Genomic DNA, 24,220 nt, shown 5'->3' with positions numbered 1-24,220 from the left:
AGTCGTGGGCGGACCTCAGGCCGCCCGGCAGGACGACGAGGCCGGGGCCGGAACCGGTGCTGGTCACGCCGAGCCGCGTGCCGTCGGCGCTGGTAATAGTTGGCATGCGAGGGAATGTAGTACAACTACTACATACTTGATAAGGTGCTCGTCATGACGACTTCGACGGGGGCGCTTCGGGAGGCCACCGGCACACCGCTGGGTGAGCCGGTGCTGGAAGTGCGCGGCCTGCGCATGCGCTACGGCAGCACCGACGTGCTGCGCGGGCTCGACTTCTCCGCCCGGCGCGGCGAGGTCGTCGCCGTGCTCGGGCCCAACGGCGCCGGCAAGACCACCACCATCGAGATCCTCGAGGGCTTCCGCATGCGGTCGGCCGGCGACGTGCGCGTGCTCGGCGTCGACCCGGCGGTGGGCGGAGAGCGCTGGCGGGCCCGGCTCGGCGTGGTTCTCCAGTCTTGGCGCGACCACAGCAAGTGGCGGGTGCGCGAGCTGCTGCACCACCTCGGCACGTATTACGCCGGATACTCCACGCCGGAGCGCCGGCGGCCCTGGCCGGTCGACGACCTGATCGAGGTCGTCGGCCTCGCCGGACAGGCGCAGCAGCGGGTGGGCCGGCTCTCCGGCGGCCAGCGCCGCCGGCTCGACGTCGCCATCGGCATCGTCGGGCGTCCCGAGCTGCTCTTCCTCGACGAGCCGACGGTCGGCTTCGACCCCTCCGCCCGCCGCGACTTCCACGACCTGGTGCACCGGCTGACCGATGTGGACGAGACGACCGTCGTGCTGACCACGCACGACCTCGACGAGGCCGAGAAGCTCGCCGACCGCATCGTCATCCTGGCGGGCGGCCGGATCATCGCCGACGGCTCGGCCGACGAGCTCTCCCGCCGGATCGCCCGCGAGTCGGAGATCCGCTGGACCCGCGACGGCAACCGCTACGTGCACTCGGCCGCCGACGCCACCCGCTTCGTCCGCGACCTCTTCCGGCAGTACGGCGACGGCATCGGCGACCTCGAGGTGCGCCGGGCGGGACTCGAGGAGACCTACATGACGCTGGTCCGGGACTTCGAGGCGGGCCGCTCGGCATCCGCCGTGAGCGCGTTCGAGGAGGCGCTGTGAGCAGCATCGGCACGGCCGCGCGCACGGGTTTCGCCCGCGGGGGCATCGAGCTGCGGCAGACGTTCAGCAACGTCACGGATCTGTGGACGTACCTGTTCCCGGCGGTGCTGTTGGTCGGCACGGTGTTCTTCATGCGCAACGCGACGGTGCCGGGCACGGACATCTCGCTCGGCGCTCGGACCCTGCCCAGCACGTTCGGCATGGGCATCGCCTTCGCCGGCCTGATGACCGTGGCCACGCTGCTGGTCACCGACCGCGAGGACGGCACGCTGCTGCGGGCCAAGGCGACGCCGAACGGGATGTCCGGCTACCTGGTCGGCAAGATCGTGCTGGTCGGCGGCATGACGGCGTGCTCGTTCCTGCTCCAGCTGGTGCCGGGCCTCTTCCTCGTCGACGGCCTGAGCGTCGACGCCGGCGGCTGGCTGACGCTGCTCTGGCTGGTGCCGCTCGGCTTCGTCGCCACCATGCCGCTGGGCGCCGTGATCGGCTCGGTGATCGACAGCGCGCGCAACCTCGGGCTGATCATGCTGCCGCTCATCGGCCTCGTCGCGATCTCCGGGATCTTCTACCCGATCAGCGCGATGCCGGGCTGGTTGCAGGGCGTCGCGCAGGGGTTCCCGGTGTACTGGCTAGGGTTGGGCATGCGTTCCGTGTTCCTGCCCGACGCCTCGACGGCCGCCGAGCTGGGCCACTCCTGGCGGCAGCTGGAGACGGCCGGCGTGCTGGGCCTGTGGGCGGTGGCCGGGCTGATCCTCGCCCCGGCGGTATTGCGCCGGATGGCCCGGCGGGAGTCCGGCTCGGCGGTCGCGGCGCGCCGCGAGAAGGCTATGCAGCGGCCCGTCGGATGAGCTCCGAAGTCACGTACAACCGCATCGCGATGCTGCGCGCCGAGCGTGGCATCTCGCGGCGGCAGCTCGCGGACGCGCTGGGCGTGCACTACCAGACGGTCGGCTACCTCGAGCGCGGCGAGTTCAGCCCGTCGCTGCACCTCGCGCTGCGCATCTGCGACTACTTCGAGGTGCCAGTCGAGGTGGTGTTCAGCCTCCGGCCGTTCCCCCGGCTCGGCACGGATTCGGCGCAGCGCAGCGCGTAGCCTCGTCCTAGCGCGCAGGTTCGAAGTTCCTGCGGGCCAGCTTTCGATGGATGGGGTTATCCGTGCGTTTCGCTCGTTTCGTTCATGCCGGTGGCGTGTCTTTCGGGGTCGTCGAGGGGGAGTCGCAGTCCGGCACCCAGGGCCTGACCATCGCCGAGATCGACAGCATCCCGTTCCAGAACGTCCGCTTCACCGGCCAGCGCTGGGCCCTGGCCGACATCCGGCTGCTCGCGCCGATCTTCTCCAGCAAGGTCATCGGCATCGGGCGCAACTACGCGGACCACGCCGCCGAGCTCGGCAACGAGGTGCCCAAGGAGCCGCTGATCTTCATCAAGCCCTCCACCTCGGTGATCGGGCCGAACGACGCCATCCGCATCCCGCCGGTCACCCAGCAGGTCGAGCACGAGGCCGAGCTGGCGGTGGTGATCGGCGCGAGCGGCGCCCGGCGGGTGGACCGGGCCGGCGCCGAGAAGGCGATCTTCGGCTACACCGTCGGCAACGACGTGACCGCTCGTGACCTGCAGCGCAGCGACCCGCAGTGGACCCGGGCCAAGGGCTTCGACTCGTTCTGCCCGCTCGGCCCGTGGATCGAGACCGAGCTGGACGTCAGCGACCTCGAGGTCCGGTGCGAGGTGGGCCGCAACCCCGACGAGATGGAGGTACGCCAGCTCGGCCGCACCAAGGACCTGGTCTTCGACGTGCCGACGCTGGTCTCGTACGTGTCCCACGTCATGACGCTGCTGCCGGGCGACGTGATCCTCACCGGCACCCCGGCCGGGGTGAGCCCGATCGTCGCCGGCGACACGGTGTCGGTGAGCGTGCAGGGCATCGGCGAACTGCGCAACCCGGTGGTCACGCTCGACTGACGGCGCTTCCCGCGGCGCAGGAGCACGTTCTCGCCCTCCTGCCGACCGTCACCGCGGCCGCGAACAGCGCACGTCCTCGCGTTCCCGGAACGTCCCGGGCCCGAACAGCGCACGTCCTCGCGTTCCCGGAACGTCCCGGGCCCGAACGGCGGGCGGGTCGCCGGCACCCGGCTGAGCCACGGGTGGGCGCGGTGCATCGCGCGGGTGCGGCCGGCGGGGCTCCAGCGGCGGCAGTACCCACCCCGGATCGGTCATGACCGGCTTCCTCGGCCGTCCGGCGAGCCTGCCGCCCGCGCCGGAGGGCGTGGGCCGGATGTACCCCCGCACCGTGGACCGAGACCAGCGCGGAGGCGTGCCGGACGGCCATGGGGGAGCACGCGGCCCGGCGCGCCGACGGCCTTCGTGAGCCGGCGCGCCGACGGTGCTTGCGAGCCGGCGCGCCGACCGCCTTCGTGAGCCGGTGCGGCACCCCCGGCTCGCGGTGCCCACGGTCGCCGGGGTGACCGGGCGGTCGGCGGTGACCGACGCCGCGCGCACGCCGACCTGTTCAGGCCGTAGTCACGAGGTTACGGAAACGCCGGGTGGTAACCCGATTTGGTGGGCACCATGGGCTCAGGTAGAGTTCTCAACCGGCACGGAAAGTCGTGCCGATGGGGTATGGGGTAATTGGCAGCCCGACTGATTCTGGTTCAGTTAGTCTAGGTTCGAGTCCTGGTACCCCAGCGCTACGGTCTCCCGCGAGATCAGCGGCGCTGGACTTCTGATAGAGTTCGGCACCGTTGCTGGAGCGGGAAAGACCGAGCAAGAGCAACAAAGGCAAGGCCCGGTCCCGTCGTCTAGCGGCCTAGGACGCCGCCCTCTCAAGGCGGTAGCGAGGGTTCGAATCCCTTCGGGACTACCAGCACCAACGGCTCGTGTCACTGACACGGGCCGTTCTGCTTTTCCGCCTCCACGCTCGGCGTAGCCACCGGCGGCCTCCGGCCCGGGACACTGTCTCCGCGCTCGGCGTAGCCACCGGCGGCCTCCGGACACTGTCAGTGTGACGGATCTCGGCGTAAGCCGTGTCGACTTCGGCTATTTCGTCCGGCCGGCCGTCGAGACCGGGACCGGCTCTCCCCGCGTCGAGCCGTGCCTGGGCTACCTGGTCGACCACCCCGGCGGCACGCTGCTCGTCGACACCGGCACGGGCAGCGATCCCTACGTCGAGGCGCATTACCGGCCCCCGCGCATCCCGCTGGCGGACGCTCTCGCCGCCGGCTCTCGGCGGGCGCATTTCGCTGGCAGACGCGCTCGCCGCCGCCGGCTCCCGGCCCGGCGACCTCCGGTGCGTCGTGAACTGCCATCCGCACCTCGACCACAGCGGCGGCAACCCGGCGCTGCCCGGACGCCCGATCTTCACCCAGCGGGCGGAGCTGGACCTCGCCCGCCACGTCGCGGGTCACACGCTGCCGGAGTTCGTCGACGCGCCCGCACGCCGAGCTGGACGGCGCACACGTTTGCGGCGAGCACGCGGCGGATCAAGCGGGGGTCGGCGGGGTGATGCTGCCGAACCACGTGCCGAGGCCGAGGTGCTGCCCGGGGTGGTGATCGTGCCCACTCCCGGCCACACCGCCGGGCACCAGCCGGTGGTCGTGCGCCGCCGCGACGGCACGGTGGTGGTCGCCGGGCAGAGCCACGACCACGCCGCCGGGGTGACGGCGGGCCGCCGGGGTAAGGCGGGCCGCCGGGGACGGTGCGGAGCCGCCGCTGCCGGCCTCACCGACCACGGTGATGTCGGCGGCGCTGTCGAGGAGCAGCCGGTCCCTCCGGTATGGATGGACAGGAGTCCGACCCGGCCCGCGTGGTGTTCGCCCACGACAGCGCCGTCCGGGAGCCCTGACCGCCAGCGCCGCCCGTGTCGGCACCTCCGCGGGTTACAGCCCGCTGAGGCGCTGCCCGGCGCGGACCACGGCCATCGCGTGCCGCTCGCCCGGGCGCCGGCCGAGCCGCTCGATCGGACCGCTTATCGAGATGGCGGCGATCACCCGGCCCGTCCGGTCGCGGATCGGCGCCGAGACGCTGGCCACACCCGGCTCCCGCTCGGCCACGCTCTGGGCCCAGCCGCGCCGCCGGACCTCGGCCAGGGTGCGGCCGGTGAACTTGCACCGGGGCAGCAGCGGCATCACCGCCTCGGGCGGCTCCCAGGCCAGCAGGATCTGCGCCGCCGAACCGGCCACCATCGGCAGCACCGAGCCCACCGGGACCGTGTCGCGCAGGCCGCTGGCCCGTTCCGCCGCGGCCACGCAGATGCGTTCGTCCGCGCGGCGCAGATAGAGTTGCGCGCTCTCGCCGGTGGCGTCCCGCAGGGCGGCCAGCAACGGCTCCGCGGCGGTCAGCAACACGTCGGGGGCCGCGTTCGCCAGCTCGCCGAGGCGAGGGCCCGGCCGCCAGCGTCCCTGGGTGTCCCGGACCAGCATCCGGTGGATCTCCAGGGCCTGGGCCAGCCGGTGCGCGGTCGCCCGGGGCAGCTTCGTGCGGTCGACGAGTTCGGCCAGGCTGGCGCCGTCGACACAGGCCGCGAGGATGACCACCGCCTTGTCGAGAACGCCGACACCGCTCATACTGTGTCCCACAAGCCGAAACATACCTCCCAGAATTTAGGATGTCCAGATGGTGGGAGTCACTCCGAAGCCGAGGACCCTGGCCGAGAAGGTCTGGGACGACCACGTCGTGCGTGCTGCCGAGGGTGAGCCTGATCTGCTCTACATCGACCTGCACCTGCTGCACGAGGTGACCAGCCCGCAGGCCTTCGACGGCCTGCGCCTGGCCGGCCGTCCGGTCCGGCGCACCGATCTCACGCTCGCGACCGAGGACCACAACACCCCTACGGGGTACGCGGACCCGGCGTTCAACACCCGCCGCGGCGACCTCCTCACGATCGCGGACACGACCTCGCGCACCCAGATCGAGACGCTGCGCAAGAACTGCGCCGAGTTCGGCGTGCAGATCCGCTCGCTCGGCCATGAGCAGCAGGGCATCGTCCACGTGATCGGCCCGCAGCTCGGTCTCACCCAGCCGGGCACGACCATCGTCTGCGGCGACTCGCACACCGCGACCCACGGCGCGTTCGGCGCGCTGGCCTTCGGCATCGGCACCAGCGAGGTCGAGCACGTCCTCGCCACCCAGACGCTGCCGCAGGCGAAGCCGAAGACGATGGCGGTCACGGTCGTCGGCGAGCTGCGCCCCGGCGTCACCGCCAAGGACCTGATCCTCGCGCTGATCACCCAGGTCGGCACCGGCGGCGGCAACGGCCACATCGTCGAGTACCGCGGCGAGGCCATCCGCAAGCTCTCCATGGAGGGCCGGATGACCATCTGCAACATGTCCATCGAGTGGGGTGCGAAGGCCGGCATGATCGCGCCGGACGAGACCACGTTCGCGTACCTGAAGGGCCGCGAGCACGCGCCCAAGGGTGCCGACTGGGACGCCGCGGTGGAGTACTGGCGGTCGCTGGTCACCGACCAGGATGCCGAGTACGACACCGAGGTGATCCTGGACGCCTCCGCGATCAGCCCGTTCGTCACGTGGGGCACCAACCCGGGCCAGGGCGCGGCGCTCGACAGCCGGGTGCCGGATCCGGAGGAGTTCGTCGACGAGGTGGAGCGCAACGCCGCCCGCCGCGCGCTGGAGTACATGGGCCTCGAGGCCGGCACGCCGCTCAAGGACGTACCGGTGGACGTGGTGTTCGTGGGCTCCTGTACCAACGGGCGCCTCGAGGACCTGCGCGCCGCCGCCGAGGTGATCCGCGGGCGCAAGGTGCACGAGGGCGTCCGGATGATGATCGTGCCGGGCTCGTACGTGGTCCGCGAACAGGCCGAGCAGGAGGGCCTCGACAAGATCTTCGTCGACGCCGGCGCCGAGTGGCGTTTCGCCGGCTGCTCGATGTGCCTGGGCATGAACCCGGACACGCTCAGCCCGGGGCAGCGGGCCGCCTCCACGTCCAACCGCAACTTCGAGGGCCGGCAGGGCCGGGGCGGGCGTACCCACCTGGTCTCGCCCGAGGTCGCCGCCGCCACCGCCGTGGCCGGCAAGCTGGCCGCCCCCGCCGACCTGTAGAGCCGAAGGAACCAGCCATGGACAAGTTCACCACCCACGCCGGCAAGGTCATGCCGCTGCGGCGCTCCGATGTGGACACCGACCAGATCATCCCGGCGGTCTATCTGAAGCGGGTCACCCGTACCGGTTTCGAGGACGGGCTCTTCAGCGCCTGGCGCGACGACCCGTCGTTCGTGCTCAACAATCCGGCGTACGCCGGGGCCACGATCCTGGTCGCCGGCCCCAACTTCGGCACCGGATCGTCGCGCCAGCACGCCGTCTGGGCGCTGCGGGACTGGGGCTTCAAGGTCGTCATCGCGGCCCGGTTCGGCGACATCTTCCGGGGCAACGCCCTCAAGGAGGGCCTGCTGCCGGTGCAGCTCGACCAGAAGGCCGTCGAGGCGCTCTGGGACCTGGCCGAGAGCGAGCCGGAGAAGCAGATCACGGTCGACCTCGGCGCCCGTCAGGTGCGCGTGGACGACGCCGAGTGGGGCTTCCCGATCGACGATTTCAGCCGCTGGCGCCTCATGGAGGGCCTCGACGACATCGGACTGACCCTGCGGCACGAGGCCGCGATCACCACGTACGAGGAGAATCGGCCGTCCTTCAAGCCGGTCGTCGTCTGAGCCCGGAAACCCTGTCAGCGCAGGCCTTTTCGCCCCCGTCGGAGCCCCGGCGGGGGCGAAATCGTTGCGACACAACGGTTTTTTTTCGCGCCAATGTTTGTGTCTGCTGGTCAGAGGGCATACGGTGCGCGCAGAATGGCTCGCATTGGGCCAATGATGCTTGAACGCGACGGAGGAAACCCCGTGCGTGACTCATGACCAAGCATCAGTTCTCACGTTCGGGAGGAAAACCGTGAACAAGGCCGAGCTCATCGAGGCGCTCGCCGCCCGACTGGGGGACCGGAAAACGGCGACAGCGGCGCTGGATGCGGTCATCAGCGAGGTGCAGACCGCCGTCACCAAGGGCGACCGCGTTGCCATCACCGGTTTCGGTGTCTTCGAGAAGCGGGCGCGAAATGCGCGCACCGCGCGGAATCCGCGCACCGGCGAACCAGTCAAGGTGAAGAAAACGTCCGTCCCCGCCTTCAAGCCCGGCACGGGTTTCCGGGAGATGGTCGCGAGCGGCAAGGTGGCCAAGGCCACCGCCGCCAAGAAGACCACCGCGGCGGCGAAGTCCACTGCCACCAAGGCCACTCCGGCCAAGTCGACGGCGACGTCGGCGGCGAAGAAGACCACGGCGGCGAAGGCCACTCCGGCCAAGTCGACCGCGACGAAGACGGCGGCGGCCAAGAAGACCGCGGCCACCAAGGCGACGGCAACGAAGGCGACCGCCACCAAGGCCACGGCGACCAAGACGACGGCGGCGAAGTCCACCGCGGCGAAGTCGGCGCCGGCGAAGACGACCGCGGCCAAGAAGACGGCCACCACGGCCAAGGCCACCCCGGCGGCGAAGTCGACCGCCACGAAGGCCGCGGCGACCAAGGCCACGGCGACCAAGGCCGCGGCGACGAAGGCCACCCCGGCCAAGTCGACCGCGACCAAGACCGCGACGGCCAAGAAGACGGCGGCCACCAAGTCCGCGCCGGCGAAGAAGACCGCCACCAAGTCGGCGGCTGCTACCAAGTCGGCGCCGGCCAAGAAGGCGACCGCCCGCAAGACCACGGCGGCCACCAAGGCGACCCCGGCCGCCAAGGCCACCACGGCGCGCACCGCCGCGCCGCGCAAGACGCGCTGACCTTCCACCCGGCGCACCGAAGGCCCGCGGAGATCCGCTCAGCGGGCCGCTGACGAGACGAAAGGCGTCCACCCGTCCGGTGGACGCCTTTCGCGTGTTCCGGCGCCACAGCGGCCGCTGAGCCTACGGTCCGCAGCATGGAACGCAGAACCGGCAGGGGCCGCACGGCCGCGCCCGCCGAGGACGAACCGCAACCGGCGCCGGACCGCGCGCGTGTTCCCGCGCGGCCACGGGGCCCGCTGGGCCGGTCGCTGATCGCCGCCGCCGTCTTCGCCGCCGCGGTCGTGCCCGGGTGGGCGCTCGGCGACGCCGCCGAGCACTGGACCGGGTGGGAGCTCCTCGACTGGACCGTCACCTGCGCGCTCTCCGGCGCCGCCGTGCTCGTGCTGGCGCCGCACTGCTCGTACCGGAGACGTGATGCCCTTGCGGGTCTCGTGCCCTTCTACGGGTGGTACCTGATCAGCGTGCTGGCGTGGCGGGCGGCCCTGCTGCCGCTGCGCGACTGGGAGCCGAGGCCGGACGAGCTGTGGCGGGCCCGCTGGCTCACCGGCGACCTCGTCGGTTACTGGCGCGCCGACCCGCTGCCCCCGCCCTTGCCGCACCGGCCCCGCGGCGGCACCCGGGTCAGATCCGGCTCAGCCCCACGAGCCGGTCGCCCGACCAGCTGAGCACCCAGCCGTCGCCCTTGGCCGTCCGGTAGGGCTCCGGGTCGTCCGCACCGTCCAGCGACGCGAGGAGTCCCGGGATCACCTTGCCCTGGCTGCAGATGGCCGTACGCTCGCCGTCGCGCAGCTCGACCAGCCGCGCGGCCGCCGTCTTGACCCGGGCCGGGATCTCCGCGGCGTCGCCGGGCTCGGCGAACGCGCCGTCCGCCACGATCGGCAGGCCCAGCGTCCGGGCCAGCGGTTCGAGGGTCTGCCGGCAGCGCAGCGGGGTCGCCGCGATCAGCCGCCGCGGGGCGAACAGGGCCGCCGCGACGCCGATCGTCTCCGCCTCGGCCCGGCCCCGGTCGTCGATCGGGCGCAGCGGATCCGGGCCCGCGAAGTCCTTGCGCCGGCCCGCGTGGGCGTGCCGGACCAGCACCGTCAGGGACGTGATCGGCGGCAGCGTCGTGACGTGCTCGACCAGCCGCCGGTCGTCGGCATACGTGAGCCGGTCGAGCGCCTCGCCCGGGGACAGCCACACCACGGCGTCGACCTCGGTGGGATCCTGCGGGTCCGCCGCCGGGCCGTCGCCGGCCCGCATCAACCAGAAATCAACCGTCTTCGGTACGCCGTCAGGCAGCGTGTACGCCACCTCGGGCAGCCGCAGTTGCGGCTCGGCGCGGAACCCGGTCTCCTCGAGGACCTCCCGCACCGCCGCGGCCAGGGCGTGCTCGGAGCCGTCCAGCTTGCCCTTGGGCAGGCTCCAATCCGCACGGTACGGCCGGTGCACGAGGCAGATCTCGATCCCGTCGCCGGCCGGCCGCCAGAGCACCCCGCCCGCGGCGCGAACCGTGGGGGCCATCAGACCGCCTTGCCGATGACCCGGCGCAGCAGCGCCTCCTGCAGGTGCAGGTGCGGCTGGGAGGGGTTCACGGGCCGCCGGTGCCAGGTGCCCTCCGCGTCCAGGTCCCAGCCCTCGCTCTCGTCGCTCATGGCCAATTCCAGCACATTGCGCAGATCGTTCTGCGCGGACGGCAGAGTCACCCGCACCAGGGCCTCCACCCGCCGGTCGAGGTTGCGGTGCATCAGGTCGGCCGAGCCGATCCAGTACTCGGCGTCGTCGCCGGTGCCGAAGCGGAACACCCGGGAGTGCTCCAGGAACCGGCCGACGATCGAGCGGACCCGGATGTTCTCCGAGAGCCCGGGTACGCCCGGACGCAGCGCGCACATGCCCCGGATGACCAGATCCACCTTCACGCCGTCCCGGGAGGCCCGGTAGAGCGCGTCGCACGTCTCCTCGTCGACGAGCGAGTTCACCTTGAACTGGACCAGGGCCTCGCCGCCCGCGCGGGCGATGCGGGCCTGCTCCTCGATCCGCTCGATCAGGCCCCGGCGCACCCCGTGCGGCGCGACGAGCAGGCGGCGGAACGCGGTCTGGCGGCTGTACCCGGTCAGCACGTTGAACAGGTCCGTGACGTCCGCCCCGATCTCCGGGTCGGCCGTGAGCATGCCGAAGTCCTCGTACAGGCGGGCGGTCTTGGGGTGGTAGTTGCCCGTGCCGATGTGGCAGTAGCGCCGGATCTGGTTGCCCTCCTGGCGCACGACGAGGGCGGTCTTGCAGTGCGTCTTGAGGCCGACGAGGCCGTAGACCACGTGGCAGCCGGCCCGCTCCAGGGTGCGCGCCCAGCCGATGTTCGCCACCTCGTCGAAGCGCGCCTTGACCTCGACCAGCACCACCACCTGCTTGCCGGCGGCGGCCGCGTCGACCAGCGCGTCCACGATCGGGGAGTCGCCGCTGGTGCGGTACAGCGTCTGCTTGATGGCCAGCACGTTCGGGTCGGCGGCGGCCTGCTCGATGAAGCGCTGCACGCTCGTCGAGAACGAGTGGTACGGGTGGTGGACCAGGATGTCGCACTCGCGCAGCCGGTTGAAGACGCTGCGCGGCACCTCGCCGTCGGCCAGCTGCGGGTGGGTCGCCGGCACGAACGGGCGGTCCTTGAGATCGTCGCGGTCGACCTCGCCGAAGACCTGCCACAGCGCCGACAGGTCGAGCAGGCCCGGCACCCGCAGCACGTCCTCGTCGTTCATGTCCAGCTCGCGGGCGAGCAGGTCCAGGACGTGGTCGCTGATCGAGGCGGCGACCTCCAGGCGCACCGGCGGGCCGAACCGGCGCTGCGCCAGCTCGCGCTCGAGGGCCTGGAGCAGGTCCTCGTCGCGGTCCTCGTCGACCTCCACCTCGGCATTGCGGGTGACCCGGAACAGGTGCCACTCCAAGATCTTCATCCCGGAGAAGAGCTGATCCAGGTGTACGGCGATGAGCTCCTCGACCGGCAGGAAGCGCACGCCCCGGCTGTCGTTCTGCACCGCCACGAAGCGCTGCACGTTGTTGGGCACCTTGATGCGCGCGAACAGCTCGCCGCTGCTGTCCTCGGGGTCGCGCAGCACCACGGCCAGGTTCAGCGACCGGCTGGAGATGTACGGGAACGGGTGCGCCGGATCCACCGCGAGCGGGGTGAGCACCGGGAAGACCTGCTCGCGGAAGAACGTGCGCAGCCGCTCCCGCTCCGGCGCGTCCAGCTCCGTCCAGCTGACCAGCTCGATGCCCTCGGCCTGCAGCTTGGGCCGGACCTCGTCGCCGAAGCAGGCCGAGTGCCGGGTCACCAGGTCGGCCGCCCGCTCGGTGATCATCTCGAGCTGGTTGCGCAGCGAGCTGCGGTCGCCGCCGCGCATCGGCAGCCCGGCCTTGAGCCGCCGCTTCAGGCCGGCGACCCGGACCATGTAGAACTCGTCGAGGTTGCTGGAGAAGATCGCCAGGAACTTGGCCCGCTCCAGCAGCGGGGTCTCCGGGTCCTCGGCGAGGGCGAGCACCCGCGCGTTGAAGTCGAGCCAGGACAGCTCCCGGTTGAGGAAGCGGTCGTCGGGCAGCTCGTCGGTCTCGTCCGGGTGGTCGGCGGGGCGCGGGGCGGTCATCGTCACGGCAGGCTCCGTCGGCTCGGCGGCGGTCGGCTGGGCTGCATCCGTCCCGGACCCGTTCGCGCGCCGGAGGAACCGGCCGTCGGGCCCGCGCCGGCGAGCTGAGGTCGCGGGCACGGTGGACTCGGGTGTCCGGGGCGGGGTGGTCATCGCTCCATCATTGCCCGTTCCGGGTGAACGGGAAATGAACAAGGCTCATGAGATTCCGGGAAATTGGACCTTGGTCACATGACCATCGGCGCCCGCCTCGACGGTCACCCGCTGACCGAGGCGGAGCAGCCGCAAGCCGGACGCGCGGAACGCCTCGGCGGGGAAGGGCAGCTCGCTGCCGTCGTCGAGCAGCAGCGTGCCGGTGTGGGTCTGAGGATCGAACGTCGCGATCGTGCCCTGCATAGCTGCACGCTACCGGGACGGGCCCGCCGGCACGCGGGTAGAGCCGCATCCGGTCGCCAGCCCGAGGTCGCGCAGCAGCGCGCAGGTGTGCTCCCCGGCGCCCAGGCCGAGGACGGTACGCAGGTCGGCCGGGGTGTCCACGTCCTGCCGCAGGCCGGGCCAGTCCCCGGTCAGCGCGGCGGCGCCCGACGCGGCGTGGGCGGCGGCGGAACCGGGGCCGAAGCGGGGGCCGAGCGGCGTACCCGGGCCGGCGGTCAGCAGCACCGTCCCGGTGCCGGCCGCGTCCGCGACGAAGCCCCGGCCGGCGGGGGCGCTCAGCAGGGCGGCGCCCAGCTCGTGCGGCCGCAGCGCCGGCAGATCCCCGGCGAGAACCGCCCGCCGCCGCCCGGCACCCACGGCGACGTCGGCACCGAAGCTCATCGCCTCGTTCAGCCCGGCCGCCGGCGAATCGGCCACCACCCGCGCACCCAGCCCGCTCGCCGCGGCGGCGGCGGCCGGATCGTCCGTGACGACGACGACCCCGCCGACCTGCTCGCACGCGCCGACGGCGGTGACCGTGTCCCGCACCATGGCCAGGGCGAGCGCCTCGTGCCACGCGTCGGGCACGGCGCCCCGCAGCCGGCTCTTGGCCGCGCTGAGCCGCTTGACGGGAATGACCGCCGTCCAGTCCGCACCTGACACGCCGCCAATCCTGCCACCGGCATCCGCCCCCCGCCCCGCCCGTGCCGCGCCCGCCGCCCGCCACCCCGCGCTGCGCCGACCTCCGTGCCGCGCCAGCCGCCCGAGTCGCGCCGTCGAGAGGGCGCCGTGCGGGTCGTGTCGTGGGGGCCGGGGTGGGCCGGGACGGACCCGGCCTGGCTCCGGCGACCGGGAGCAGGCATGATTTCGTCCCAGGGTGTGGGGGACGGAGGAGGAACCGTGGGGCAGCGCAAGCTGGGGTTCTGGCAGTGGCTGGCGGTGGCCATCGTGCTGCCCGCCCTCAAAGTCTTGACCAAGCGCCGCTGGTACGGCCTCGAGAACCTGCCACCCGGCGGCGGTGTCATCGTCACCCCGAACCACATGTCGCAGTTCGACCCGTTGCTGGTGGCGCACCCGATCTACGCGGCCGGGCGGTGGCCGCGCTTCCTGGCCAAGGCGAGCATCTGGAAGATCCCGTTCGTGGGGTTCATGCTCCGCAAGACCGAGCAGATCCCGGTGGAACGCGGCAGTGTGGAGGCGGTGAAGTCGCTCGACTCGCTCATCGAGGCCATCCGCGAGGGTGGCGTGGTGGTGATCTACCCGGAGGGCACGACGACCCGCGACCCGCAGCTGTGGCCGATGCGCGGCAAGACCGGCGCCGCCCGGCTCGCGCTGGTCACGGGGGCTCCGGTCGTACCCATGGCGACCTGGGGGGCGCAGCAGGTGCACGACGTACGGACCAAGAAGATCTCGCTGAAGCCGCGCCGGCCGGTCAGCGTCAGCATCGGCGAGCCGGTCGACCTGAGCCGCTGGCGGGGCGAGGCGCCGAACCGGGCGGTGCTGGAGCGGATGACCGAGCAGATCCAGCTGGCCACCCGCGACCTGCTCGCCGAGCTGCGCCAGGAGCCGCCGCCCCCGGCGCTGTACGAGGCGCCCGCCCGCCGTACCCCCGGCCCGAGGGAGCAGTCGGCATGACGCGCTCCGCGGTGCTGGGCGCCGGCGCGTGGGGCACGGCGTTCGCCAAGATCCTCGCCGAGGCCGGTTCGCACGTGACCATCTGGGCGCGGCGGGAGTCGGTCGCCGCCACCATCCGCGAGCGCCGGATCAACGAGGGTTCGCTGCCCGGGGTCAAGCTGCCCGAACGGGTCACGGCCACCAGCGACCTGGCCGCCGCCGTCGCGGAGACCGACTTCGTGTTCCTGGCCGTGCCGTCGCAGACGCTGCGCGGCAACCTCGCCGACTGGGCCGGGCACCTGCCGCCCGACGCCACGCTCGTGTCCCTGATGAAGGGCATCGAGCTCGGCACGACCAAGCGGATGAGCCAGGTCATCGTCGAGACCGCGCGGGTGGCGCCGGAGCGGGTGGTGGTCGTCTCGGGCCCCAACCTCGCCCCGGAGATCGCCGCCGAGCAGCCCGCCGCGACCGTGGTGGCCGGCCTCGACGCGGCCCGGGCCCAGCTCGTGCAGCAGGCCATCGCGCTGCCGTACATCCGGCCTTACACCAGCGACGACGTGATCGGCTGCGAGCTCGGCGGCGCGGTGAAGAACGTCATCGCGCTCGCGTACGGCATGGCGACGGCGATGGGCATGGGCGACAACACCAAGGCGTCGCTGATCACCCGGGGCCTCGCGGAGACCGCGCGGCTGGGCGTCGCGCTCGGCGCCGACCCGATGACCTTCGCCGGGCTGGCGGGGCTGGGCGACCTGGTCGCGACGTGTTCGTCGCCGCTGTCGCGCAACCGTACGTTCGGCGAGCACCTGGGCCGCGGCGAGTCGCTGGAGGCGGCGCAGGCCTCGACGAAGCAGACCGCCGAGGGCGTGAAGAGCTGCCTGGCGATCCGCGACCTGGCCCGGGCGCACGGCGTGGAGATGCCGATCACCGAGCAGGTCGAGCGGGTCTGCCACGAGGGCGTCGACCCCCGGGTGGCCGTCAAGCTGCTGATGGGGCGGGAGATGAAGCCCGAGTGACCGGCCGGGGCGACGGCACCCGGGTCGTGCACGCGGGCCTTCCCGCGCCGGTGCCGGGGGAGCCGTTCCTGCCCGGGCCGGTGTTCGCGGCGCCGTACCACCTGGACCCGGTCGAGGGGCCGGGGGAGAACGGGTACGGGCGCCCGGACAATCCGACCCGGCGCGCGCTGGAGTCCGCGATCGGCGAGCTCGAGGGCGGGACGGTGCGCGCCTTCGCCAGCGGGCAGGCCGCCGTCACGGCGCTGCTGCTGTCGGTGCTGCGCTCGGGTGACACCGTGGCGTTGCCGTCCGACGGCTACTTCACCATCCGCGCGTTCGCCGAGGGCACGCTGCGGGGCCTGGGCGTGCGGACCGTGCTCGTGCCGACCGCGGGGCCGTATCCGTCGTTCGAGGGCGTACGCCTGGTCCTGCTGGAGACGCCGGCCAACCCGGGCCTGGACGTGTGCGACGTGCGCGCCGTCTCGGCCGCCGCGCACGCCGCGGGCGCCCTGGTGGCGGTGGACAACACCACGTCGACGCCGCTGGGCCAGCGCCCGCTCGAGCTCGGGGCCGACGTGGTGGTGGCGTCCGGCAGCAAGGCCCTGACCGGGCACTCCGACGTGCTGCTCGGGTACGTGGCCTCCGCCGACGAGGACCTGATCGCCCGCGTGACCACCTGGCGGGCGCAGACCGGTGGCGTGCCCGGCGCCTTCGACTGCTGGCTGGCCCACCGGTCGATGGCCACGCTGGACCTGCGGCTGGCCCGGCAGAACGCCAACGCGGCGGCCGTGGCTGAGCTGCTGGCCGGCCGCGGCGACGTGACCGGCCTGCGCTGGCCGGGCCGGGAGACCGACCCGTCGTACCCGGTCGCGTCCGGCCAGATGCGCCGCATCCCCGGCATCGTGTCGTTCGATCTGGGCAGCGCCGAGCGGGTGGGCCGTTTCCTGACCGCCGCGGAGCTGGTCTTCGCCGCGACGTCGTTCGGTGGCCTGCACACCACGGCCGACCGGCGTGCGCAGTGGGGCGACGACACCGCGCCGGGCTTCGTCCGGCTCTCCTGCGGCATCGAGGACACGGCGGACCTGATCGCGGATCTGGCCGCGGCCCTGGACCGCGCCTGATCTACGGTTCTCTCCCATGGAGTGGAGCAGTTTCAGCGGAGCCGAGGTCACCGCGCTGGCGCAGGGCGAGAGCTTCTTCGCCGCTCCTGACGAACGGGAGTGTCCCGCCTGCGGTCGGCGCAGCGTGCGGGCGTACGTGAATGCTCCGGAGAACGCCCGCCGGCCCACCCTGGTGAGCTACGTCTGGTGTTCGTCCTGTCATCGGTTCGTCGGCACCCGGGCGAAGCATCCCGAGGGCCTGGTCTTCTCCGATCCGCTGGCCACGCTCGACGCCGATCAGCGCCGTGAGCTGGAGCGCAGCCTCGTCGGCTTCCTCGCGCACCTCGACCGCCTGTGGGACGAGGGCGTGCTGCCGCAGACCTTCGCCGCCGCCTGATCCCCGCCGCCCCTTGCTCCCGGGGCCGCCGCGGCTCTATGGTTCGTTACATGAGTAATGAACCGCAGAACTAGGGAGGCTCGGTGTTCGACGAGCGGAGCCCCATCTACGTGCAGATCGCCGACGGCATCAAGAACGACATCCTGAGCGGGGCACTCGAGGAGGACGGGCAGGTCATGTCCACCAATCAGTACGCGGCCTTCTACCGCATCAACCCGGCCACCGCGGCGAAGGGCTTCGCGCAGCTCGTCGACGAGGGCGTCCTCTACAAGAAGCGGGGCATCGGCATGTTCGTCACCCCCGACGCCCGCGCCAAGCTGCGCGACGAGCGGCGCAAGCGGTTCTTCGCCGACGTGGTCGGCCCGATGCTTGAGGAGGCCGCGCGGATCGGCGTCTCGGTCGACGAGATCAGGAAGCACCTCGACGGAGCGACCCGATGATCCCGATGATCTCGGTGCGCGACCTGACCGTCCGGTACGGCGCCACGACCGCCGTCGACGGCCTCACCATGGAGCTGGCCCCCGGCCGGATCTACGGGCTGCTCGGGCGCAACGGGTCCGGGAAGACCAGCCTGCTCAGCGTGCTGGCGGCGTACCGCAGGGCCGACGGCGGCTCGGTGGAGATCGACGGGGTGGACCCGTTCGAGAACGCACGGATCATGCGGGACACCGTCTTCGTCCGCGACACCCTGGACGTGCCCGAAGGCGACCGGGTCGGCAAGGTGCTCGACTTCCACGCCCGGCTGCGGCCACGCTGGGACGCCGGGCTCGCGGAACGCCTGACGGAGGCGTTCGGCCTGGACCGGCGCAAGCGGGTGTCGGCGCTGTCGCGGGGGCAACGGTCGGGCCTCGGCGTGGTCCTCGGGCTCGCCAGCCGCGCCTCGCTCACCCTGCTCGACGAGGTCTACCTGGGCATGGACGCCGCGGCGCGCAGCACGTTCTACCGCGAGCTGCTCGACGACTACCTCGCCCACCCGCGCACGATCATCCTCTCCACCCACCTCATCCAGGAGGTCGCCGACCTCTTCGAGGAGGTCGTGATCATCGACCGCGGGCGGCTGGTCGTCCAGGAGGAGACCGACACCTTCCGGGCGCGCGGCGTCGCCGTGACCGGTCCGGCGGAGGCGGTCGAGACGTTCGTGTCCGGGCGTACGGTGCTGGGCCGGCAGAGCCTCGGCGGCGTCCGCCAGGCGACCCTCTACGGCGGGCTGGGCGACGAGGAGGAACGCAGGGCCGAACAGGCCGGCCTCAGCCTCGCCCCGGTCGGCATCCAGGACCTCTTCGTCCACCTCACCTCGGGCGAGCACACCCCGGAGGCAGTCCGATGAACGCGCACACCGTCCTGCTCACCCTCCTGCGCATGTACCGGCCGATCTTCCTGTGGTTCGGCGCCACCCTGGTGATCGGCGCCGGAATCGCCGACCTGGTGCTCGGCGCCGTCACGGAACCGGCCTTCAGCCTGTGGATGTTCGTGGCCGCCTCGGCGGTCAAATACTGGGTCCTCGTCATCGGCGTCATCCTGGTCAGCACCCACCTGCGCCAGTTCGTGGCGGCCGGGGTGACCCGGCGCGCCCTGGTCACCGGCGGCCTGATCTTCGGCGTCCTGACGTCGCTGGCCGTGGCCGTGCTGGTCCCGCTCGGGCACGGCCTCGAGGACGCGCTCCTCGGCGAGGTCGCCGCCGGCTATCCGGCCTGGTCGCCCCGGCTCGGCCTCGGCGAGTTCGGCCACGTCCTGCCGAGCTGCCTGGCATTCTTCGTCTCCGGCGCCGCGGTGGTCGCGGCCTTCTATCGGTACGGCGCCTGGCGGGGGCTGCCCCTGCTGGTGCCCGCGCTGCTGCCGGCCCTCGTGACGGAGGGACTGCTCGGCCTCGGCGGCAACGGGGAACTGCTCACCCGCTTCCTGCCGTACGCGGCGGCCGTGACCGTGTCGGTGGGGTTGAGCCTGGTCGGAGCGATGCTCTACCGGCGGGTGATGCGGGACGTGACGATCCGGCGCTCGACCACGAGCTGACCGCGCGGTGGCCGGCTCGGTGGGGGTAGGCGGTGGTGGCTCAGTGGGGGTGGGTTGCGGTGGCGAAGCCGCCGTGCTGGAGGGCGAAGTCGTGCAGCCAGCGGCGCTGGGTCTCGTTGTCCGGGACCGGCAGGCCGCGGGCCTCCGCCACCATCGCCAGGGCGCGTTCCGGCTCGACGCCCAGCATGACCAGCGTCACGCCGGCCAGGAGGGTGGAGCGGCCGATGCCCGCGAAGCACTGGGTCACCACGAAGCGGCCCGCGCGGACGTGGGCGGCCAGCCGTACGCCCAGCGCCACCGCGTCGTCCGGCACCCCGCGGTCGGGGACCGGGTGCGGGACGTACCGGATGCCCGCTGCCCGGGCCGCCGCGGGCGCCTCGGTCAGGCCCAGCCGCCGCTGCTCGCCGGGCGTGAGCGCCGACACCAGCACGTCCACGCCGGCGGTCGCCAGGCCGGCCAGATCCGCGGCCAGCCGGTCGCCGCCGCGGGGGTGCGCCATGGTCGCGAGCCGCCCCGGACCGTGCCAGGCGATCACGTGCAGTGCTGGTCTCATCAACTCCGTGTCCCCATCTGCCGTGCCAGCGCCCGCCGTCTTAGGAAAGTGGTCTACGCAGAGTAGGGTCACCCCGGGCATGCCCGCAGCCCGGACCGCGCGGCAGGCAAGCCTAGCGATGTCCGGCAACGAGAGGCCATTGTCATGACGACCCCTCGCAAAACCCGTGTGGCGATCGTGTTCGGCGGGCGCAGCACCGAGCACGCCATCTCCTGCGTGAGCGCGGGCAGCATCCTGGCCGCCCTCGACCCGGGCGAGTACGAGGTGGTGCCCGTCGGCATCACCCGGGACGGCGCCTGGGTGCTGGCCGGCGACGACCCGGGACAGCTCGCCATCGAGGGCAGCCGGCTGCCGGAGGTCACCCTCGAATCGGGCCGGGCCGTCGTGCTGCCCGCCGACCCCACCTCCTCCGGGCTGATGGTCGTCGACCCGGCCGACGGGGTCGCGGTGCTGTCCGGCGTGGACGTCGTCTTCCCGGCCCTGCACGGCGCGTACGGCGAGGACGGGACCATCCAGGGCATGCTGGAGATGGCCGGGATCCCGTACGTGGGGGCCAACGTGTTCGCCTCCGCGGCCGGCATGGACAAGGAGTTCACCAAGAAGCTCGCCGCCGCCGAGGGCATCCCGGTCGGGGCGTACGCGGTGCTCCGGGCCGGCCAGTCGCTCTCCGAGGCGGACAAGGAGCGGCTCGGCCTCCCGGTGTTCGTGAAGCCGTCGCGCGCGGGTTCGTCGTACGGAATCAGCAAGGTCGTCGATTGGTCCGGCCTGGAGGAGGCCGTCGCCAAGGCCCGCGCGATCGACCCGAAGGTGCTGGTCGAGGCGGCCGTCGTGGGGCGCGAGATCGAGTGTGGCGTGCTCGAGGGCGAGGCGGGCGGGGTGCCCGAGGCCTCCCTGCTCGCCGAGATCATGGTCGAGACCGCGGGCGACGAGTTCTACGACTTCGAGGCGAAGTACCTGGGCGACGGCACGCCGTACCAGATCCCCGCGGACCTCAAGCCGGACGTCGCCCGCCAGGTCCAGGAGTACGCCTGCCGCACCTTCACGGCCCTGGACTGCGCCGGACTGGCCCGCGTGGACTTCTTCGTGACCGCCGACGACCAGATCTACCTCAACGAGATCAACACGATGCCGGGCTTCACGCCGACGTCGATGTTCCCGCTGATGTGGGCCGCGACGGGCCTCGACTACCCGAAGATGGTCGACCGCCTGATCCGCACCGCCATCCACCGCGGCACCGGCCTGCACTGACGCGCCTGCCTGCACTGACGCGCCTGCCTGCACTGACGCGCCGGCCCGCGCTGGGGCACCGGCCTGCATCGACGCGGCGGCCCGCGCTGGGGCATCGGGTCGGTCAGGCGCAGCCGGACGGCACGCCCTCGGTGATCGACTTGTCGGTCTCCACGACCACGTCCGAGAACTCGTTCGCCCACTGGGCCGACTGCTCGTACTGCTGCGGCACGGTGACCTGCACCGGCACCTCGCGGTCCATCGTGGTGAAGACGGTGGCGGCGGGCTGCTTGTCGGCGTACCAGCAGACCCGGTTCATGGTCAGCAGCTCGGTGTCCATCGGCACGCAGCCCGACCCGCTCTCGTCGAGCGACTGGCACATCCGCGGCCGGGTCACGCCGCACGCGACCGTGATCGGCGGCTCGCCGTAGGCGGCATTCTGCTCGGGGCCGGCGCTGACCTTGCGGCCCACCAGGTCGCGGACCTGCACCGGCAGCTGCGACGTCACGGCCAGGCACACCTGGGCCGCACGGGCGGGCAGCTTCGGCGCGGCCATCTGCACCGGTGCGCTCGGCACCGCCGCGGGCGGCGTGGCGGCGGCGCTCGGGGCCGGGCCGGCGTCGCCGTCGGGCAGCACCTGGAAGAAGATCACGAGTCCGACGAGGAGGGCCACCGGCACCGCCACGACGGTCGCCCACAGGGCGGCGCTGCGGACCGCCGGGTCCTTCGGGGGCGGCTGCTGCTCGGTCCGGGTCTCCACGTCCACCATGTCAGAGATTTACCACGGAGCAGGTCACGGTCCGCGTGATGCCCGGTACGTACTGGATTTTGCTCACAATCATCCGACCGAGTTCATCGACGCTGTGCCCCTCGGCCAGCACCACCACGTCGTACGGCCCGGTCACCGCGTCGACCCGGACGACTCCCTGAATTTTGTCGATCGCGGCGGCCACGTCACGGGCCTTTCCGACCTCCGTCTGGATGAGGATGTATGCCTGGACCACGATCCGACTCCTATCCGCCGCCGCCGGCGACCCGAACGTGAAACTACAGTACGGAGCGCGGTCCTTGCGCCACGCATCGCTGGCTCCGGCCCGGCGGGCTTCAACATAACGGTGTGGTCCGGCCGGGCGCACCGCGACGGGGAAATCGAGGGAACGGTGGACGTGAGCATCGCGGAGGCGGGGGAGTTCGGGCTGATCGCCCGGATCGTCGCGCGGCTCGGCAGCGGCCCGGCGAGCCTGCTCGGCCCGGGCGACGACGCCGCGCTGGTGGCGGCGCCGGACGGCCGTACGGTGGCATCGACGGACGTCCTGGTCGAGGGCCGGCACTTCCGCCGGGACTGGTCGAGCGCGGCGGACGTGGGTCACCGGGCGGCAGCCGCCAACCTGGCCGACATCGCGGCCATGGGCGCCGGTCCGACGGCGTTGCTGGTCGCTCTGTGCGTACCCCAGGATCTGGACGTGGCCTGGGCCGAGGACCTGGCCGGCGGCCTCTCCGCCGAGGCCGGCCTGGTCGGCGCCGCCGTGGTCGGCGGCGACATGTCGTCGAGCCCGACCCTGACCATCGCGGTCACGGCCCTGGGAGACCTGGGCGGCCGGCCCCCGGTCCTGCGCAGCGGCGCCCAACCGGGCGACATCGTCGCGCTTGCCGGGCGTACGGGCTACGCCGCGGCGGGCTACACCGTGCTGTCCAGAGGCTTCCGTACGCCGAAAGTCCTGGTCGAGGCGTACCGGCGGCCGGCGGTCCCGTACGCGCAGGGCCCCGCGGCGGCCCGGGCCGGCGCGACGTCCCTGATCGACGTCTCGGACGGCCTGCTCCAGGACCTCGGCCACGTCGCCACCGCCAGCGTGGTCGGCATCGACGTGCGCCGCGACGCCTTCGACGTCCCGGACCAGATGCGCGACGCGGCGTCGGCGCTGGGCGTGGACCCGCACCTCTGGCTCCTGGCGGGCGGCGACGATCACGCCCTGGCCGCGACGTTCCCGCCGGGGGCCGCGCTTCCGGAGGGGTGGCGCGAGATCGGGAGCGTGCACGAGGGCACCGGGGTGACGGTCGACCGGAAGCCGTGGCAGGGCGGGGCGGGCTGGGACCACTTCCGCTGAGCCGGCCGGGCCTGCCGTGCGGGCTGGGCCTGCTGTGCCGGGCTGGGCTCGTTATGCGGTCGGTCCTGGTGCGCGGGCTGGGCTTGCTTTCCGGGGCTCGGCTTGCTTGCCGGGCGGGTTCTTTGCGGGTGACGGGGCTCGCCTGGTCGCGGGCTGGGGGATGCCGGTGGCGGGGCGCGGGTTAGCTTTGCTCGCGTGGAGCAGATCACCATTCGCGAATCCCGCTTCGACGACCCGGCGGTGCAGGCCCTCATCGCCCTGACGATGGCCGAACTGAGCGCCCGGTACGGCGGCTCGGGCGACGACACCCCGGTCGCCGCCGCGGACTTCGCCCCGCCCACCGGCGCCTTCCTGGTCGCCGAGGGCCCGGACGGCCGCCTGATCGGCTGCGCGGGCTGGCGCGCGCACGGCAGCGACGCGGAACTCAAGCGCATGTTCACCATCGAAGCGGCCCGGGGTAAAGGGGTGGCCCGCCGGGTGCTGGCGGCCATCGAGGATTCGGCCCGGGAACGCGGCTACAAGCGGGTGATCCTCGAGACGGGAGACAAACAGCCGGAGGCGATCGCGCTGTACGAGAAGTGCGGCTACGAGCGGATCGAGGACTTCGGCTATTACAAGGGGCAGCCGGGAGTCCTCTCCTACGCCCGGGTCCTGTAGCAGCCCACGGCCGCGGTCGCCGGGCTGTGCCGCCCGGCGCTCGCGGTCCGAACCCGCCCCACCGGCCGGTGACAGCGCGGCCGGTTCGTGACAGCGCGGCGGGGCCGATGACAGCGCGGCCGGTTCGTGACAGCGCGGCGGGGCCGATGACAGCGCGGCCGGTTCGTGACAGCGCGGCGGGGCCGGTGACAGCGCGGCCGGGTCAGTATCAGCGCGGCCAGTGTCGGTGCACCGCGGCCGCTCCGACACAGCTCAGCCGGGCGCGGTCGGGCCGACCCGCTCGCCCAGCGGACAGGCGTTCAACCGGCCGGTGGCCACTCAGCCGATCGGTACCACTCAGCGGATCGGTACCACTCAGCCGGGTGGTACACGCGTAGCCGCCGGGTCACGGGGACCCGGCGGCTACGGGAAGTGCTGCGGTCAGCCGGACGCGGAGGCCCGGCGCACCGGTGTCAGGCGCGGACGACCTTGCCGGCCTTGATGCACGAGGTGCAGACCTTGAGCTTCTTGGTGGTGCCGCCACCGGCCGGAGTGCGCACCGACTGGATGTTCGGGTTCCAGCGGCGGTTGGTCCGCCGGTGCGAGTGGGACACGTTGTGGCCGAAGCCCGGTCCCTTGCCACAGACGTCGCACACGCTAGCCACGGGG

The 24,220-nt window shown here is 72.6% G+C and carries 26 protein-coding genes, 2 tRNA genes and 2 pseudogenes; 21 read left to right on the top strand and 9 right to left on the bottom strand.

What is annotated here, in order from left to right:
* The first annotated feature begins 153 nt into the window (after positions 1-153).
* From CLV70_RS07930 to CLV70_RS41990, 7 genes and pseudogenes are all read left to right on the top strand, one after another.
* On the top strand, positions 154-1,116 hold the full coding sequence (locus CLV70_RS07930; protein WP_106126056.1) for an ABC transporter ATP-binding protein: 963 nt from the start codon (positions 154-156) through the stop codon (positions 1,114-1,116).
* A complete protein-coding gene (locus CLV70_RS07925) occupies positions 1,113-1,964 on the top strand; it encodes an ABC transporter permease (RefSeq protein WP_106125741.1) in 852 nt (283 codons plus the stop codon). Before CLV70_RS07930 ends, CLV70_RS07925 begins: the two co-directional genes overlap by 4 nt.
* Complete coding sequence (locus tag CLV70_RS07920) at positions 1,961-2,209, top strand: helix-turn-helix transcriptional regulator (RefSeq protein WP_106125740.1); 249 nt, start codon at positions 1,961-1,963, stop codon at positions 2,207-2,209. Before CLV70_RS07925 ends, CLV70_RS07920 begins: the two co-directional genes overlap by 4 nt.
* A 62-nt stretch (positions 2,210-2,271) precedes the next feature.
* Entirely contained in the window at positions 2,272-3,075 is an 804-nt protein-coding gene (locus tag CLV70_RS07915) for a fumarylacetoacetate hydrolase family protein (protein WP_106125739.1), read from the top strand.
* A 651-nt stretch (positions 3,076-3,726) separates the two neighbouring features.
* A tRNA-Gln gene (locus CLV70_RS07910) sits at positions 3,727-3,798 on the top strand.
* A gap of 102 nt (positions 3,799-3,900) precedes the next feature.
* Positions 3,901-3,976, top strand: a tRNA-Glu gene (locus CLV70_RS07905).
* Positions 3,977-4,136: 160 nt separating this feature from the next.
* Positions 4,137-4,682: pseudogene (locus tag CLV70_RS41990) on the top strand (MBL fold metallo-hydrolase); the annotation flags it as partial.
* 306 nt (positions 4,683-4,988) lie between these two features.
* Here CLV70_RS41990 and CLV70_RS07895 read toward each other — a convergent pair.
* On the bottom strand, positions 4,989-5,675 hold the full coding sequence (locus CLV70_RS07895) for an IclR family transcriptional regulator (RefSeq protein ID WP_106125738.1): 687 nt from the start codon (positions 5,673-5,675) through the stop codon (positions 4,989-4,991).
* Between the two features lie 49 nt (positions 5,676-5,724).
* Between CLV70_RS07895 and leuC the strand changes: the two genes are divergently transcribed.
* From leuC to CLV70_RS40905, 4 genes and pseudogenes are all read left to right on the top strand, one after another.
* Positions 5,725-7,170, top strand: coding sequence for a 3-isopropylmalate dehydratase large subunit (leuC, locus tag CLV70_RS07890; RefSeq protein WP_106125737.1), 1,446 nt, complete (start codon positions 5,725-5,727; stop codon positions 7,168-7,170).
* 17 nt (positions 7,171-7,187) lie between these two features.
* Positions 7,188-7,775, top strand: a complete 588-nt coding sequence (gene leuD / locus CLV70_RS07885) for a 3-isopropylmalate dehydratase small subunit (protein WP_106125736.1) — start codon at positions 7,188-7,190, stop codon at positions 7,773-7,775.
* Positions 7,776-8,007: 232 nt separating this feature from the next.
* Positions 8,008-8,673, top strand: a pseudogene (locus CLV70_RS07880) (HU family DNA-binding protein); the annotation flags it as partial.
* Between the two features lie 353 nt (positions 8,674-9,026).
* Entirely contained in the window at positions 9,027-9,557 is a 531-nt protein-coding gene (locus tag CLV70_RS40905; RefSeq protein WP_245908097.1) for a hypothetical protein, read from the top strand.
* On the opposite strand, the gene CLV70_RS07870 is transcribed toward CLV70_RS40905, so the two are convergent.
* Genes CLV70_RS07870 through cofC form a run of 4 tightly spaced genes read right to left on the bottom strand, consistent with a single transcriptional unit; the run spans position 9,514 to position 13,580 of the window.
* The gene (locus CLV70_RS07870; protein WP_106125734.1) at positions 9,514-10,395 is read right to left on the bottom strand and encodes an NUDIX hydrolase; all 882 of its coding nucleotides are present in this window, start codon (positions 10,393-10,395) and stop codon (positions 9,514-9,516) included. The two genes, CLV70_RS40905 and CLV70_RS07870, sit on opposite strands and share 44 nt — an antisense overlap.
* Entirely contained in the window at positions 10,395-12,656 is a 2,262-nt protein-coding gene (locus CLV70_RS07865) for an RNA degradosome polyphosphate kinase (protein WP_106125733.1), read from the bottom strand. The genes CLV70_RS07870 and CLV70_RS07865 overlap by 1 nt, the downstream gene beginning before the upstream one ends.
* A gap of 45 nt (positions 12,657-12,701) precedes the next feature.
* On the bottom strand, positions 12,702-12,899 hold the full coding sequence (locus CLV70_RS07860) for a cold-shock protein (protein WP_106125732.1): 198 nt from the start codon (positions 12,897-12,899) through the stop codon (positions 12,702-12,704).
* Positions 12,900-12,908: 9 nt separating this feature from the next.
* A complete protein-coding gene (gene cofC, locus CLV70_RS07855) occupies positions 12,909-13,580 on the bottom strand; it encodes a 2-phospho-L-lactate guanylyltransferase (RefSeq protein WP_106125731.1) in 672 nt (223 codons plus the stop codon).
* A 237-nt stretch (positions 13,581-13,817) separates the two neighbouring features.
* On the opposite strand from cofC, the gene CLV70_RS07850 reads away from it, so the two are divergent.
* From CLV70_RS07850 to CLV70_RS07820, 7 genes are all read left to right on the top strand, one after another.
* A complete protein-coding gene (locus CLV70_RS07850; protein WP_106125730.1) occupies positions 13,818-14,552 on the top strand; it encodes a lysophospholipid acyltransferase family protein in 735 nt (244 codons plus the stop codon).
* Entirely contained in the window at positions 14,549-15,544 is a 996-nt protein-coding gene (locus CLV70_RS07845; protein ID WP_106125729.1) for an NAD(P)H-dependent glycerol-3-phosphate dehydrogenase, read from the top strand. The genes CLV70_RS07850 and CLV70_RS07845 overlap by 4 nt, the downstream gene beginning before the upstream one ends.
* A complete protein-coding gene (locus tag CLV70_RS07840; protein WP_106125728.1) occupies positions 15,541-16,644 on the top strand; it encodes a cystathionine gamma-lyase in 1,104 nt (367 codons plus the stop codon). Before CLV70_RS07845 ends, CLV70_RS07840 begins: the two co-directional genes overlap by 4 nt.
* Positions 16,645-16,660: 16 nt before the next feature.
* On the top strand, positions 16,661-17,020 hold the full coding sequence (locus CLV70_RS07835) for a hypothetical protein (protein ID WP_106125727.1): 360 nt from the start codon (positions 16,661-16,663) through the stop codon (positions 17,018-17,020).
* Positions 17,021-17,103: 83 nt separating this feature from the next.
* Positions 17,104-17,460, top strand: a complete 357-nt coding sequence (locus CLV70_RS07830) for a GntR family transcriptional regulator (RefSeq protein ID WP_106125726.1) — start codon at positions 17,104-17,106, stop codon at positions 17,458-17,460.
* Entirely contained in the window at positions 17,457-18,347 is an 891-nt protein-coding gene (locus tag CLV70_RS07825; protein WP_245908096.1) for an ABC transporter ATP-binding protein, read from the top strand. Before CLV70_RS07830 ends, CLV70_RS07825 begins: the two co-directional genes overlap by 4 nt.
* A complete protein-coding gene (locus tag CLV70_RS07820) occupies positions 18,344-19,030 on the top strand; it encodes a hypothetical protein (protein WP_106125725.1) in 687 nt (228 codons plus the stop codon). The genes CLV70_RS07825 and CLV70_RS07820 overlap by 4 nt, the downstream gene beginning before the upstream one ends.
* Positions 19,031-19,070: 40 nt before the next feature.
* Here the strand turns inward: CLV70_RS07820 and CLV70_RS07815 are convergent, their stop codons facing one another.
* Positions 19,071-19,583, bottom strand: coding sequence for a protein-tyrosine phosphatase family protein (locus CLV70_RS07815; RefSeq protein WP_211303680.1), 513 nt, complete (start codon positions 19,581-19,583; stop codon positions 19,071-19,073).
* 144 nt (positions 19,584-19,727) lie between these two features.
* Here CLV70_RS07815 and CLV70_RS07810 point away from each other — a divergent pair, with 144 nt between their 5' ends.
* Positions 19,728-20,831 (top strand): D-alanine--D-alanine ligase family protein, encoded by a 1,104-nt coding sequence (locus CLV70_RS07810; RefSeq protein WP_106125724.1) that lies wholly within the window; start codon positions 19,728-19,730, stop codon positions 20,829-20,831.
* A gap of 103 nt (positions 20,832-20,934) precedes the next feature.
* Here CLV70_RS07810 and CLV70_RS07805 read toward each other — a convergent pair whose 3' ends face one another.
* Together CLV70_RS07805 and CLV70_RS07800 are read right to left on the bottom strand one after the other, a co-directional pair.
* Positions 20,935-21,579 carry a DUF3515 family protein gene (locus CLV70_RS07805; RefSeq protein ID WP_106125723.1) on the bottom strand — a complete coding sequence of 215 codons (645 nt, stop codon included), beginning with the start codon at positions 21,577-21,579 and terminating at the stop codon, positions 20,935-20,937.
* A gap of 1 nt (position 21,580) precedes the next feature.
* The gene (locus CLV70_RS07800; protein WP_071805731.1) at positions 21,581-21,814 is read right to left on the bottom strand and encodes an Lrp/AsnC ligand binding domain-containing protein; all 234 of its coding nucleotides are present in this window, start codon (positions 21,812-21,814) and stop codon (positions 21,581-21,583) included.
* A gap of 162 nt (positions 21,815-21,976) precedes the next feature.
* Here CLV70_RS07800 and CLV70_RS07795 point away from each other — a divergent pair, with 162 nt between their 5' ends.
* The gene (locus tag CLV70_RS07795) at positions 21,977-22,915 is read left to right on the top strand and encodes a thiamine-phosphate kinase (RefSeq protein ID WP_106126054.1); all 939 of its coding nucleotides are present in this window, start codon (positions 21,977-21,979) and stop codon (positions 22,913-22,915) included.
* A 195-nt stretch (positions 22,916-23,110) separates the two neighbouring features.
* Complete coding sequence (locus CLV70_RS07790) at positions 23,111-23,572, top strand: GNAT family N-acetyltransferase (protein WP_106125722.1); 462 nt, start codon at positions 23,111-23,113, stop codon at positions 23,570-23,572.
* Positions 23,573-24,024: 452 nt separating this feature from the next.
* Here the strand turns inward: CLV70_RS07790 and rpmB are convergent, their stop codons facing one another.
* The gene (rpmB, locus tag CLV70_RS07785) at positions 24,025-24,216 is read right to left on the bottom strand and encodes a 50S ribosomal protein L28 (RefSeq protein WP_026207002.1); all 192 of its coding nucleotides are present in this window, start codon (positions 24,214-24,216) and stop codon (positions 24,025-24,027) included.
* Positions 24,217-24,220 lie beyond the last annotated feature (4 nt).

Source organism: Pseudosporangium ferrugineum, from assembly GCF_003002065.1.
Classification (GTDB): Bacteria; Actinomycetota; Actinomycetes; order Mycobacteriales; family Micromonosporaceae; genus Actinoplanes; species Actinoplanes ferrugineus_A.
This window is presented reverse-complemented; position numbering and strand designations above follow the sequence as displayed.

Coding starts and splice junctions, on each gene's coding strand:
- CLV70_RS07810 (WP_106125724.1), top strand. CDS start 19,728: ATGACGACCCCTCGCAAAACCCGTGTGGCGATCGTGTTCGGCGGGCGC.
- CLV70_RS07820 (WP_106125725.1), top strand. CDS start 18,344: ATGAACGCGCACACCGTCCTGCTCACCCTCCTGCGCATGTACCGGCCG.
- CLV70_RS07870 (WP_106125734.1), bottom strand. CDS start 10,395: ATGGCCCCCACGGTTCGCGCCGCGGGCGGGGTGCTCTGGCGGCCGGCC.
- CLV70_RS07815 (WP_211303680.1), bottom strand. CDS start 19,583: ATGAGACCAGCACTGCACGTGATCGCCTGGCACGGTCCGGGGCGGCTC.
- CLV70_RS07825 (WP_245908096.1), top strand. CDS start 17,457: ATGATCCCGATGATCTCGGTGCGCGACCTGACCGTCCGGTACGGCGCC.
- CLV70_RS07805 (WP_106125723.1), bottom strand. CDS start 21,579: ATGGTGGACGTGGAGACCCGGACCGAGCAGCAGCCGCCCCCGAAGGAC.
- CLV70_RS07835 (WP_106125727.1), top strand. CDS start 16,661: ATGGAGTGGAGCAGTTTCAGCGGAGCCGAGGTCACCGCGCTGGCGCAG.
- CLV70_RS07920 (WP_106125740.1), top strand. CDS start 1,961: ATGAGCTCCGAAGTCACGTACAACCGCATCGCGATGCTGCGCGCCGAG.
- CLV70_RS07845 (WP_106125729.1), top strand. CDS start 14,549: ATGACGCGCTCCGCGGTGCTGGGCGCCGGCGCGTGGGGCACGGCGTTC.
- CLV70_RS07860 (WP_106125732.1), bottom strand. CDS start 12,899: ATGCAGGGCACGATCGCGACGTTCGATCCTCAGACCCACACCGGCACG.
- CLV70_RS40905 (WP_245908097.1), top strand. CDS start 9,027: ATGGAACGCAGAACCGGCAGGGGCCGCACGGCCGCGCCCGCCGAGGAC.
- leuD (WP_106125736.1), top strand. CDS start 7,188: ATGGACAAGTTCACCACCCACGCCGGCAAGGTCATGCCGCTGCGGCGC.
- CLV70_RS07865 (WP_106125733.1), bottom strand. CDS start 12,656: ATGACCACCCCGCCCCGGACACCCGAGTCCACCGTGCCCGCGACCTCA.
- leuC (WP_106125737.1), top strand. CDS start 5,725: ATGGTGGGAGTCACTCCGAAGCCGAGGACCCTGGCCGAGAAGGTCTGG.
- CLV70_RS07930 (WP_106126056.1), top strand. CDS start 154: ATGACGACTTCGACGGGGGCGCTTCGGGAGGCCACCGGCACACCGCTG.
- CLV70_RS07895 (WP_106125738.1), bottom strand. CDS start 5,675: ATGAGCGGTGTCGGCGTTCTCGACAAGGCGGTGGTCATCCTCGCGGCC.